At 72.1% G+C, this 12,858-nt stretch carries 8 protein-coding genes; 4 read left to right on the top strand and 4 right to left on the bottom strand.

The features are described 5' to 3' along the window. The first annotated feature begins 334 nt into the window (after positions 1-334). Complete coding sequence (locus tag ACU6P3_RS12850; protein WP_447197244.1) at positions 335-1,393, top strand: glycosyltransferase family 2 protein; 1,059 nt, start codon at positions 335-337, stop codon at positions 1,391-1,393. Positions 1,394-1,578: 185 nt separating this feature from the next. Here ACU6P3_RS12850 and ACU6P3_RS12845 read toward each other — a convergent pair whose 3' ends face one another. The 4 genes from ACU6P3_RS12845 to ACU6P3_RS12830 all read right to left on the bottom strand — a co-directional run bounded on the left by ACU6P3_RS12845 (position 1,579) and on the right by ACU6P3_RS12830 (position 8,635). Then, positions 1,579-3,153 carry an LCP family protein gene (locus ACU6P3_RS12845; RefSeq protein WP_447197869.1) on the bottom strand — a complete coding sequence of 525 codons (1,575 nt, stop codon included), beginning with the start codon at positions 3,151-3,153 and terminating at the stop codon, positions 1,579-1,581. A 747-nt stretch (positions 3,154-3,900) separates the two neighbouring features. After that, positions 3,901-5,754 (bottom strand): LCP family protein, encoded by a 1,854-nt coding sequence (locus ACU6P3_RS12840; RefSeq protein WP_447197243.1) that lies wholly within the window; start codon positions 5,752-5,754, stop codon positions 3,901-3,903. A 222-nt stretch (positions 5,755-5,976) separates the two neighbouring features. Further along, positions 5,977-7,530, bottom strand: coding sequence for an LCP family protein (locus ACU6P3_RS12835; RefSeq protein WP_447197242.1), 1,554 nt, complete (start codon positions 7,528-7,530; stop codon positions 5,977-5,979). A 352-nt stretch (positions 7,531-7,882) separates the two neighbouring features. After that, a complete protein-coding gene (locus ACU6P3_RS12830; protein WP_447197241.1) occupies positions 7,883-8,635 on the bottom strand; it encodes a TIGR03089 family protein in 753 nt (250 codons plus the stop codon). A 138-nt stretch (positions 8,636-8,773) separates the two neighbouring features. Between ACU6P3_RS12830 and ACU6P3_RS12825 the strand changes: the two genes are divergently transcribed. The 3 genes from ACU6P3_RS12825 to ACU6P3_RS12815 all read left to right on the top strand — a co-directional run bounded on the left by ACU6P3_RS12825 (position 8,774) and on the right by ACU6P3_RS12815 (position 12,799). Continuing rightward, a complete protein-coding gene (locus ACU6P3_RS12825) occupies positions 8,774-10,363 on the top strand; it encodes a peptidoglycan recognition protein family protein (RefSeq protein WP_447197240.1) in 1,590 nt (529 codons plus the stop codon). A gap of 178 nt (positions 10,364-10,541) precedes the next feature. Continuing rightward, positions 10,542-11,624 (top strand): mannose-1-phosphate guanylyltransferase, encoded by a 1,083-nt coding sequence (gene manB / locus ACU6P3_RS12820; RefSeq protein WP_030742386.1) that lies wholly within the window; start codon positions 10,542-10,544, stop codon positions 11,622-11,624. 185 nt (positions 11,625-11,809) lie between these two features. Beyond that, the gene (locus tag ACU6P3_RS12815; RefSeq protein ID WP_447197239.1) at positions 11,810-12,799 is read left to right on the top strand and encodes a DNA-3-methyladenine glycosylase family protein; all 990 of its coding nucleotides are present in this window, start codon (positions 11,810-11,812) and stop codon (positions 12,797-12,799) included. The last annotated feature ends 59 nt before the right edge of the window (positions 12,800-12,858 follow it).

The raw sequence follows: 12,858 nt of genomic DNA, 5'->3' as shown, positions 1-12,858 counted from the left end.
ACGGGGCCTCCGCACGGACGCCGAGGGGCTACGGACGTTGGGTGAGTACGGACGCCGAGGGGCTACGGACGTTGGGGGAGCCGAGAGGCTGCGGACAGTGGGAATCGCCAGCACGGTAGGCCCATATGATCAGTGACCCGGGGCTGCCACCCGGGCGGGGCGCGTCGCGTTCCCCCGTTCGCGGTAACGTGGCCGGGCCAGCGCCGTCTCCCGAATCCGGTCATGGCCCGGGCGCCCCGTACGCGTCGGTACGCCGCACGCAGCCGTGAGCACGCCGTCGGTACGCGGCCCGGCCGAGGCCGGACCCGGGCCCGAAGGACCCCAGAAGGACCACATGCCTGCCCTGCCCCCCGCGGTCTCCGTGATCATGCCGGTGCTCAATGAGGAACGTCATCTGAGGAACTCCGTCCGGCACATCCTGGAGCAGGAGTACGACGGCGAGATGGAGGTGGTGATCGCCCTCGGGCCGTCCACGGACCGCACCGACGAGATCGCCGCGGAACTGGTACGGGAGACCGCGTCGAGCGAGCGCGCCCGGGTCCGTACCGTGCCCAATCCCACCGGCCGCACCCCCGCCGCGCTGAACGCGGCGATCAAGGCGTCCAGGTACCCCGTGGTCGTCCGGGTCGACGGCCACGGCATGCTCTCGCCGAACTACATCGCCACCGCCGTCCGCCTGCTGGAGGAGACGGGCGCCGAGAACGTCGGCGGCATCATGCACGCCGAGGGCGAGAACGACTGGGAGCACGCGGTCGCCGCCGCCATGACCTCGAAGATCGGCGTGGGCAACGCGGCCTTCCACACCGGAGGCCGGGCCGGGCCCGCCGAGACCGTGTACCTGGGCGTGTTCCGGCGCGCGGCGCTGGAGCGGCTGGACGGCTACAACGAGGAGTTCATCCGGGCCCAGGACTGGGAGTTGAACTTCCGCATCCGTGAGTCGGGCGGAGCGGTCTGGTTCTCGCCCGAACTGCGCGTCCAGTACCGACCCCGCCCCTCGGTACGGGCGCTGGCCAAGCAGTACAAGGACTACGGGCGCTGGCGCCATGTCGTCGCCCGCTACCACGCGGGCTCGATCAACCTCCGGTACCTCGCCCCGCCGGCGGCGGTCTGCGCCATCACGGCGGGTCTGGTGGCCGGCGTCCTGGTCACTCCGTGGGGGCTGGTCGTACCGGGCGGCTATCTGGCGGCGATCGTCGCCGGTTCCGTACCCGCGGGCAGGGGGCTGCCGCTGAAGGCGCGGCTCCAGATCCCGGTGGCGCTGGCGACCATGCACATGTCGTGGGGGTTCGGCTTCCTGACGAGCCCGCGCTCACTGGCGAAGAAGGTCATCGCCAGCCGCCGGCCGGCCGCCCGGCAGCAGGACGACAACGTCGGGGCGACGGGAACGACCTGACGGCCTGCCTGCCCGACGCCTGACGAGCCGACAGCCGACAGCCGACAACGGACAACGGACAGTCGGCAGTCGGCAGTCGTCATGACGAAGAGGCGCCCGTGGCCGGGTCGTTCACCCGGCCACGGGCGCCTCTCCTAGGTCTTACGCACCACGCGTCGCACACGCCCGCGTGCGTGCGCTCGTCATCACCAGCGGTACGACTCGTACACGTCCATGCAGGCGTCCTTCTCGGAGCCGTTGATCGCGTCCGCCGCCTCCGGCAGGCCGCCCGCCTTGGGGGTCTTCGGCTTCGGGTACGACGTTCCGTCGCGCCAGTCGGCGCCCACGACCACGGTCACCCCGGACACGTCCGTGGACCGCTTCACCTGGTTCAGCGGTATACCGAGCGCCGTGGCCACCGCCTGCGCGGCGCCCTCCATGTCCGCGCTCGGGTAGCCGACCTCGGTCTTCTCCCGCGGGGTCATGGTCGCGTCGGCCTGCGCCAAGGCGTAGCCCTTGGCCACGAGGGCCTGGACGACGACGGAGGCACGGCCGCCGACCGGGGCCGCCTGCGCGTCGCCGGTGCCGTTCCGTACGAGCACACCGGTATTGGCGGGGTCCGAGGCCGGGTCCTTCACGGCGGGCCCCGCCGCTTCGGCCGGCCTGTCCGAACCGGCGGCCTTCTCCGACCCCGAGGCCTTGTCCGAGTCCTCCGAGTCCTCCGAGTCCTCCGAGCCCTTCGAGTCCTCCGAGCCCTTCGAGTCCTCCGTGGGCTTTCCGTTGCTGTCGAACGCCACATCGTCGCGGAGCATCGCCCACATCGTGCCGGCGTCCTCCGCCTCGACGAGGTGGTTGGGGTCCCGCGGGTCGGCCACCGTGGGCATCGTGGTCATGGTGATGCGATTGGTCGGCACGTCCTTGAGCTGCATGGCCAGGTCGAACAGCTTGTTGACCGTACCGATCTCCTCCGAGACCTCCAGCGACTCGGTCGCGGCCTCCGCCAGACCCGTCAGCCGGGGCGTGTCGGTGAAGACGCTCTGCGACTTCAGCTCGCGGAGCATCGAGTTCAGGTACATGTGCTGCGCCTTGGCGCGGCCGAGATCGCTGTAGAAGGCGTGGCGGGTGCGCAGCCACTGCAACGCCTGCTCGCCCTGGATCTGGTGCGACCCCTTCGTGAGCTTGAGGCCGGAGCCGCCGGGCACGCCGGGCAGCGGCCGGTCCCAGATGTTGTCCGTGACGCACACCTCGACGCCGCCTATCGCGTCCGCCATCTGCACCACACCGGAGAAGTCGATCGTCATCCAGTGGTCGATGTAGACGCCGGTCAGTTTCTCCCAGGTGCTCAGGGTGCAGCCGGGGCCGCCGCGCGCCAGCGTCTCGTTGATGATGGTGTTGGTCTCGGGGAAGACCTCGCCCGTCCTGGCGTCCTCGCACTCCGGGATGTCGACCCGGGTGTCCCGGGGGATGCTCACGACCGAGGCGTTCTTCCGGTCGGCGGAGACGTGGAGCAGCATCTGGACGTCCGCGAGCGGCGGGTTGCCGGCGGTGTCCCTGCTGCCGCCGAGCTTCACGTTCTCCGCCTTGGCCCGGCTGTCCGAGCCGAGCAGCAGGATGTTCAGCGGGGTCTGGCCGGCCGAGTTGGCGACGGGCTTGTGCACACCGCTGGCGCCGTTGCTGCGCTCGCCGCTGCGGAGGTTGCCGTTGAGGTGCCTGATGTAGACATAGGCCGCGCCGGCCGTCCCGAGTATGAGCAGGGCCAGTACGGCGGAGGCCCAGCGCAGTACCCGCAGGGGGCGCCGGGAGCGCGTCGTACGCCCCGGTGCCTCACCGCCGCCGACGCCGTCGGCTCCGTCAGTGCCGGCACCCTGGGCGACGGCGGCCCGGCCACCCGCGGCCCGGGGATCGCCGGCGCCCTTTGCACCGCCGGCACTCTTGGCGCTGTCGGCCCCCTTCGCGCCGCCGGCCTCACGCTCCGGCCCGCCGTCGCCCGGTGCCTCCCGCACCCACCGGCCACCGCCCGCCGTGGCCAGGACCTTCGGCTCGTTCTCCCGGTCGTCCGGCCCCTCCGGGCCGTCGCCCGCGCCCGCCGCCCCGGCGGCCGACGCGCGCTCCGTGCCGTCGGCCGCCTCGCGTGGCCCCGGCACCTTCTCCTCATGCTTCACGCGCTTCCCGTGCTTCTCGTACAAGCTGTTGTCCCCACCCGCATCACGGGTCTGTCGAGCGCTTTCGTGCTCTCCCTCGCGCTTCGCACCGCCTCGACGCACCGCGTTCCCCCTGTGTCAGGCAGGCCGTACGACCCGGAGCGGCTGGGGCCTTTCGTTCGGACATCGCCCGTCCGAACGAAAGGCCCCAGCCGCTCCTAGTGCCCCTCCCGGCAACGTTTGCCCCGTCGCGGCGTCCGGCACGCGCGCTCGCCGCGTTGGCCAAAAGCCCAGGTAGCTCCGCTACATGGACTTCCGGCCGCCTTGCGATCACACGCACCGGACGCCGCTCCTTGACGGGCAAACCTTGCCGGTCGCGGCACTAGGTCACTTGGCGCAGACCTGTTTGTCCGCTGCCACTTTCTGCACACCGTCCGGCGCCTTCGCCGCTCCGGTGATGGGCACCCCGGCGCCCTTGAAGTCCTTGCCGAGGACCAGGGTCATCGCCGCCAGCCCCTCGGCGTCCTCCGTGCCCGGCTTCAGCGCGCTCCCGGGCAGGCCCATCATCTCCGCGAGGGCACGCGCCTGGTCGGCCTGGTTCGCCCCGTACTCCAGTGTCGTCTTCGGCTGGTCGGGGTCGGGGGAGTTGCCCTTGTTGGTGGACTTCAGGGCGCCCTGGTCGTTCTGGAGCCAGTTCAGGGTCTCCTGCGCCGCGCCCTGCGGCCCGCCACCGTTGTACACGTCCACCCGTACGTCGGCCGGGGCCGCCTTGGGCCCCTTCAGCAGCGCCTGCTGCTGCTTCTTGGCCGCCGCCTCCTGCGCCGACTCCTTCTTCTTCACCTCGGTGAGGGAGATGTCGTTCTGCATCATCGAGAAGAGCGGCCTGGCCTTGGCCTCGTTGAGGACGACCGTGGCCTTGACCTCCTCGGCCGGGTTGTCGAGCACCGGCAGCGTCGTGAACGTGATGTTCTTCGGGTCGACGGACGCGAGTTCCCTGCCCAGCTCGCTCAGCTTCTCGATGGTGCCGATGCCGCTGTCGACCGTGAGCGCGTTGGTCGCCGCCTCCGCCACCTTCCAGAGCTTGCTGGGGCTGGTGAGGGTCTCACTGGACTGCATCTGACGGATCATCGAGCTGAGGAACTGCTGCTGCGTCTCGATCCGGCTGAGGTCGCTCTCGTTGCCGAACGCGTGCCGCGTCCGTACGAAGGCGAGGGCCTGTTCGCCCTGGATGACGTGTTCTCCCTTGCTGAGCTTCAGGTGCGACTTGGGGTCGTCGACGTCCTTGGCGACGCACACCTTCACCCCGCCGACCGCCGTGGACATCTCCTTGACCGCGTTGAAGTCGGCCATCATGAAGTGATCGACCGTCAGCCCGGTGATCTCCTTGACCGTGCGCATCGTGCAGCCGGGGTCCCGGCCGTCCTGGCCGAGGCTGACGTTGAACCGCGTGCCCAGCGTCCCCGGGATGGACGTCGTGGAGCCGTCCTTGTTCTTCGTCTCACAGTCGGGGATGTCGGTGATCAGGTCGCGCGGGATGGAGAGCGCCGTGGCGTTCGTACGGTCCTTGGACACGTGGAACAGGATGTTCGTGTCGGCGTGGCCCTCGCTCCCGGCGTCGCCGTACCCCTCGTTGCCCTTGCCCGTCCGCTTGTCCGTGCCGATCACCAGTATGTTGATCGGCTGGTCCTTCTTGAACCCGCCGCTGCCCGCGCCCGCGACGTCGATCGTGTCGATGTTGCCGTTGAAGTGCTGGTAGACGAAGTACGCGCCGGTGCCGCCGGCGACGAGCACGAACGCCAGCGCGCCGCCCGTCCACATCAGCGCCTTCTTCTTGCCCGACTTCTGCTGCTTGCGCTTGCGGGAGGACCGGCCGCGCCCGGCCGCGGCGGCGGTGTCCGCCGGGCCCTTGCCCGCCCGGCGGCTGCGCTGGCCGGGCACGTCCGCGCGGGCCGTGGCCTTCTTGTCGGCCGCGCGGCCGCCGCGCGCACCCGATCGGCCCGCGTCGGACGCCGACGCGGCACCGCTCCCGCGACCCTCGTCCGGCACGTCGCCCGGCGCGTCGTCCCGCGCCGGGGCACCTCTTCCGGGCGCGCCCGGGCCGGATCCGGTGTCTCTCGGGACGGAGGTCTGCTGCCCATTGGAGTGGTCCAGTCGCAGCTCGTAGTTACCGGTCTGCGGGTTGAGCACCCACTGGTCGGCGGGGTCGATCTCGTCCGCCTGCCCACGGCTATGCGCATCCACGGTTGCCTGATCCTCCGTCGGTGCCACGCGGGCGTCTCCCCCCGGAAGACGCCCGGTTCATTCGATCCATGAGTGCGCGACCTACGCGGCCGGCTGCACCGGATCGCGCCACACTATCCGCCCAGTTCAGCGTTCAGGTACGCCAGTGACAAATTCCACGAGACTTACAAGCGGGCAATCCGCCCAATCGTCATAGACCGAAGGTCTCTGTTTGGCCACTGTTTACCCACACATCCCGAGCGACGCGTTCGTTCCCGTGTACGTCGGGTCCGGAGCGGAGCCCGTCATGGCGTCGGTGGACCCGGCGGTGTGGCCGGAATCGTCCTTGCCTGCTCCACGGCCTTCACGGCCTTCACCGTTCGTGCGTTCTTCGATGTTTTCTTCGACGCTTTCATGATCTTCATTCGAGTCTTTTCTCCCGGCCGCGGTCCCCGTGGGCGCCGGAGTTTCCCGGGAGCCCCCGGCTTCGGAGTCCCCGGCGGATTCCGCCGTTTCGACCGTGACGGGCCGGTCCTCGCGCAAGCGCTCGAACAACTCGTCCGCGTCCGGCTGTACGAGTTCGTCGCGGTTCGGGTCCGCGCTGTACGGCTGCCGGGGCGCGGTCAGGAACTGCACCTTCTCCGTCGGCACGCTCTGGAGGGAGCGCGCCAGCTCGTAGAGGTCGGTGAGCGACCCCAGCCCCGGGTCGGTGGTGAGCGACTTCGTCGCCGCGTCGAGCACCGGGTACAACTCGGCCGGATTCAGCAGCACGCCATTGCCGCTCACCTTCTTGAACAGGGAGCCGAGGAAGCTCTGCTGCCGTTGCATGCGCTCGGTGTCGCTGCCGTCGCCGATGCCGTGACGGACGCGTACGAACCCCAGGGCCTGCTCGCCGTCGAGCCTCTGCGGGCCGGCCGGGAGTTCGAGCTTGGAGGCCCTGTCGTCGACCGGTTCCGCCAGGCAGACGTCGACGCCGCCCACCGCGTCGACCACGTCCTTGAAGCCCTGGAAGTCGATCACCATGTGGTGGTCCACGCGTATGCCCGTGAGCTTCTCGACCGTACGTATCGTGCAGGCCGCGCCGCCGGTCTCGAAGGCCCAGTTGAACTGGGCGAACCGTGCCTCTGTCCGGGATCCGTCCGCCGCGCGGCAGCTCGGTGTGTCCACCATCAGGTCACGGGGCAGGGAGACGGCGGTCACACTCTGCCGGTCGGCCGCGAGGTGGAGCAGGATGGTGGTGTCGGATCGCTGCGAACCGCCGTCGTCGCGGCCGTACTTGCCGTTGCCCGCGCCGGCCCGGCTGTCGGAGCCTATGAGCAGGATGTTCCGGGCTTCGAGGGAGACGGGGGTGGGGCGCTCCTTCTCGTACGCGCGCAGTTCGGCGGCGGCGGAGGTGTCGGTGGTGATGTTGGCGTCGAGCGAGCGGTAGAACCACCAGCCGGTGCCGGCGACGGCGAGGACGGCGACCGACGCGCCGAGCGCGGCCCAGCGCAGCCAGCGGCGCTTTCTCGGGACGGGGTGGGGCGTGGGGAGGTCGGTGGTGTCGTCGGCGTCGTCGGCGGGATCGTCGGCAGGGCTGTCAGCGGGACTGCCGGCGGGTCTGCCAGTGGGACCGTCAGTGGGTGAAGGGGAACGGTCGGGCTGGTGCTCGCCGGCGTGCCCGTCGGCATCGTTGTCGGCGCTCTCCGCAGGGCTTTTGTCGTCAGGGCCGGGCGTCCGGGGCGTTGGCCCGTCGCCGGGCGGGCCCTCCGGCGCGGCCGGTGCGCTGCCGGCACTGTCGGTCACGTCTGTGTCCATCCTTCAAGGCTGTCGGCAACGCACTGGGCTGCCGGTCGCAGAGGTAGACGGGTGAGCACCGTGCTTGGTTGTGCCGGGAGTTGTGAGTTTCTCCGATCCTGTACGGGTGTTGAGACGGCCTTGGGTCAAGCCGGTTACCGGCCGATGTCGAACGGATACGGGCCGCATGGACGGTGTGCCGTTCACGTGCCGTCGCGCACGCCCGTTGTGCGGTTGTGGTCGACGGCCCGGCCGGTCACGCCGTGCGGCCGGTCACACCGTGCGGTGGGGCACAGGGCCCGGTGGACCGAACCGCGCTGGGTCACACACCGCGCCGGGTCACACACCGCGCCGGGTCACACACCGTGCCGGGTCACACGACGCGGTGGGTCACTCGTTCGTCCGTGACCCGCTGTTCCAGCGCCTCCGGGGCCAGCTTCTCCAGGTTTCGGCAGAGCACCACGGACCCACCCGCCGCGAGCGGGGCGAACAGCCCGGCGGACAGCCCCTCCCAGCTCCGGTACGAGAGCCCCGACAGCAGCCGGGAACCGGGCGTGAGCCCGCGTTCCACGGCGTCCCCGCGCGCCCGGTCGACGAGTTGGGCCGCCGTCAGTTCCGTACCGTCGACGGAGAGGGCCGGCTCGTCCGGGTCGACGGGTGCGTACGGCGCGAAGCGGTCGCCCTGGCCGGGCACCTCCACCGCGTAGTCCGCGAAGCCCACGGGAGCCTCGGGGAACCGTCCGCCCAGCGGCCTGAGCGCGAGCGCCACCCGCTCGCCCCGGCACGCGCGCGCCGCGTCCAGGGTGTCAGGACCGCTGACGACGAGGTCGGCCGCGGCCGGGTCGCCGCCGATGTCCACGGCCACGCCGACCGAGGAACAGGCCAGCAGCCACACGGCGCTCTGCCAGTGCGCGGGCAGCAGCAGCGCGAGCCGGTCACCGGGCTCGGCGGACAGGTCTCCCTGAAGCAGGTTGGCGGTCTTGGCCACCCAATTGGCGAAGGTCGCCACGGACAATTCGACGCGCTCACCGGTGGCATCGTCGTAGAAAGTGATCAAGGGGCGGGCCGGGTCCGCGGTGAGGGCGGATCGCAGCAGGTCGGCGGGGGCGCGGTCGGTGGCGTTCACGCGGGAAAGGGTACGTGGCGCGGGCGGCGGGCCGCCGCCGTACCGGTGACGCGGTCCACTCGCCCGGCCGACGCACCGTCAGTTCTGTCGGCGGACGCCCGACGGGCGGGCCGGGGCCGTCGTCGCCAGGATCGGTCCATGCGTTCTTCTCTCGTCTCCCCGATCGGTGTCGCGTGCGGTGCGGCGCTGGTCCTCCCCCTGTCCGTACCGCCGGGTGCCGCCGCCGCGCCGCGCGCCGTGTCCGCGTCCGCCGCGCAGCTCACGCACACCTCGTCCCCGGCCCACCGCGTACGCCAGGGGCCCTCGGCCCTCCCGGGTTCCACCGAGTCGCTGCCGCTGCCGGCGCGCGCCTCGGACCGGTCGGCGGGCGGCGGCGCGGAACGGGGGCTGGCCCGCCGCGCCGTCCACCCCTTCTCCCTCCTCGGAGTCGTCTGGGACGACGCCGACGAGGAACTGCGCGGCTCGGTCCGGGTCCGTACCCGGGCGCTCCGCTCGCACGACTGGTCCGACTGGCGGGAACTGTCGGCACACGGCCATGAGCACGGCGCCGACCGGGGCACCACGGAGCGCGACGCCGGGACCGTACGGGGCTTCACCGACCCGTTGTGGGTGGGCGAGTCGGACGGTGTGGAGATCCGCGTACGGGCCGTCGACGAGCCGGGCGGTACGGCGACGGAGACCCCCGCCCGGGCGCTGCTGCCGCGCGGACTGCGGCTGGAGCTGGTCGACCCGGGCGGTGACCCGGTGACGGACGGACCGGCGCAGGCAGGGGCCGGGACGGCGGCCGGTGCGCAGACCGTGGCGCCGGCCGGTTCGTCGTCGTCCGGGCCGGCGTCCGGCTCGTCCGCTGTGACGAGCGGGCTCACGACGGGAGCGCCCGGGGGCACCGCGGCCGGCACCGCAGCCGGGACCGGAACCGGTGCCGATGCCGTCCAGCAGGCGGCCATGACCGTGGAGGAGGCGGCCAGTTCGGCGGTCAACGCGGAGTTCGCCGACCTCGGAGCCACCGAGATCACGGAGCTGTCGAAGGAGGAGACGGAGGAGAACCTCGCGGAGTACGGGGAGGAGACGGAGGCGGCCGAGGGGGCCGGGGCGCCCGGGGCGACGACGAGGAAGCCGTACATCGGCCCGCGCCCCCGCATCATCACCCGCCGGGGCTGGGGCGCGGACGAGCGGCTGCGCGAGAGGCGGTTCCGCTACACGAAGACGGTCAAGGCGGCCTTCGTCCACCACAGCGGTACGGGCAACAACTACACGTGCCGACAGGCGCCCTCCGTCCTGCGCGGTATCTACCGCTACCACGTCAAGAGCAGCGGCTGGCGCGACATCGGCTACAACTTCGCCATCGACAAGTGCGGGAACATCTACGAAGGCCGCGCGGGTGGCGTGGCGAAGCCGGTGATGGGTGCCCATACCCTCGGTTTCAATTCCAGCAGCACGGGCATCGCCGTTCTCGGAAGCTACAACGCGACGAGGCCACCGGCGGCGGCGACGACCGCGCTCGCCCGGCTCACCGCGTGGAAGCTCGGCCTCCATGGCATCAATCCGCGCGGAAAGGCGCGGCTGACCTCCAAGGGGAGCAACAAGTACACGTACGGCAAGAAAGTCGGGCTCCACGCCATCTCCGGGCACCGGGACGGATACGTCACCGAGTGTCCCGGGCGTCGGCTCTACGCGAAGCTCGGCACGACACGGACCTCGTCGGCCCGTTACCAGGGCCGTCGCTGACCGGGGCGGTGTCGCCCGCCACGGTGATACGACGCGGCGATACGTCGTGGTACGACACGGTGTGCCGGGCGCGGGCGACCGTACGGGCTGCGAAGATCGGTCGGAAGCATGTACCTATGCATGGACGAATGTGTGCATGTATGAAGCGCCGGCCCCGGCAGGAAGCAGAGACGACACGGTGACAGAAGCGATTCTCCTGGTCGGCGGCAAGGGCACCCGGCTGCGGCCGCTCACGGTGCACACTCCCAAGCCGATGGTCCCCGCGGCCGGCGTGCCGTTCCTCACCCACCAGCTGGCACGGGCGCGCGCGGCGGGCGTCGAACACATCGTGCTCGCGACGTCGTACCTCGCCGAGGTCTTCGAGCCGTACTTCGGCGACGGCTCGTCGCTCGGCCTGCACCTGGAGTACGTCACCGAACGGGACCCGCTCGGCACCGGCGGCGCCATCCGGAACGTCGCCTCCCGGCTGCGCTCCGGCCCCGACGAACCGGTGCTCATCTTCAACGGCGACATCCTGACGGGACTCGACATCCAGGCGCTCGTGGCGACGCACACGGAGTCGGGCGCGGACGTCTCCCTGCACCTGACGCGGGTGCCCGACCCGAGGGCGTTCGGGCTGGTGCCGACGGACGCGGACGGGCGGGTGACGGCGTTCCTGGAGAAGCCGCAGACGCCCGAGGAGATAGTCACCGACCAGATCAACGCGGGGGCGTACGTGTTCCGGCGCTCGGTGATCGACTCGATCCCCGCGGGCCGCCCCGTCTCGGTGGAGCGGGAGACCTTCCCGGGCCTGCTGGCCGCCGGGGCGCACCTCCAGGGGATGGTCGACTCCACGTACTGGCTGGACCTGGGCACCCCGCAGGCGTTCGTACGGGGCTCCGCCGACCTGGTCCTGGGCCGCGCTCCGTCCCCGGCGGTGCCCGGCCCGTGCGGCGAGTACCTGGTGCTCCCCACGGCGAAGGTCGCGCCCGACGCGAAGCTCACCGGCGGCACGGTGGTCGGCGAGGGCGCGCTGATCGCCGAGGGCGCCCGGGTGGCGGGCAGCACGGTCCTGGCCGGCGCGGTCGTGGAGCCGGGCGCGGTGGTCACGGACTCCCTGATCGGCGCGGGGGCCCGGGTGGGGGAGCGCGCGGTGCTGACGGGGGCGGTCGTCGGGGACGGGGCGGTGGTCGGCGCGGACAACGAACTGCGCGAGGGGGTACGGGTGTGGTGCGACGCGCGGCTGCCGGCGGGGGCGGTACGTTTCTCCTCGGACGCGTAGCCGCCTGCCGGCGGGGTCCCTCCGGGGCGTGTGGGGTGTGGTGCCGTCCGGACACGTACCTCCGGAGGCCCCGGCCCCCGCACCCACCCCCGGCCGGACCGCACCTCGCATGCACCCGCGCAGCGACACCCGCACCCGCGTCATACCCTCAGAGGTGCCCCCGACCCCGACGAGGACCTCACCCCGTGGCAGGCCGATTCACCCCGCGTCCCCGCACCGCACCCGGTGCCGCGCCCCGCACCACACCCGGCGCGCCCGCCGGCACGCGGCGCTGGACCCCGCCCCCCGGCCCGTACGACCTCGGGCTCGTGCTCGGCCCGCTCCGCCGGGGCCCCGGCGACCCCACCTTCCGCGCGCTGCCCGACGGCACCGTACGACGGACCTGCCGGACGCCCGACGGGCCCTGCGCGCTGCGCCTCACCCCGTACGACGGGACCGTGACCGCCGAGGCGTGGGGCCCCGGCGCCGGGTGGCAGCTGGAGCGGCTGCCGGAGCTGCTCGGCGGCGCGGACGACCCCGCCGCGTTCGCCCCGCGCCACCGCCTCCTCGCCGCCGCCCAGCGTCGCCGCCCCGGCCTGCGGCTGTGCCGTACGGGGCTGGTCATGGAGTCGCTGATCCCGTCCGTCCTGGAGCAGAAGGTCACCACGGTCGAGGCGTACCGCGCCTGGCGGCTGCTCGTACGGAAGTACGGGGACCCCGCGCCAGGCCCCGCCCTCGACAGCGGGGAACAGCTGTACGTCGTGCCCGACGCGCGGACCTGGGCGCTGATTCCCTCCTGGGAGTGGCACAAGGCCGGCGTGGACGCCAAGCGCTCCGCCACGATCCTGCGCGCGGTACGCGTCGCCCGCCGGCTGGAGGAGGCGGCGGCGATGGAGCCCGAGCGGGCCGCCGCCCGGCTGGAACTGATCCCCGGCATCGGCCCCTGGACCGCCGCCGAGGTCGTGCAGCGCTCCAACGGCGCCCCCGACGCCGTCACCGTCGGCGACCTCCACCTGCCCGGCATCGTCGGCCACGCGCTCGCGGGCGACCGGGACGCGGACGACGCGGCGATGCTGGAACTGCTCGCCCCGTACGAGGGCCAGCGCCACCGGGCCACCCGCCTGATCCTGCTCAGCGGCCACACCCCGCCCCGCCGCGCCCCGCGCATGCCGGTCCGGAACATCGCCCGCCTGTAGCCACATGGTCATGCGTGCGGGCCGGCCCTCATCGCAACCGCTGACGCAAGAGACGCCTC

Source organism: Streptomyces hebeiensis (assembly GCF_052983195.1).
This window is presented reverse-complemented; position numbering and strand designations above follow the sequence as displayed.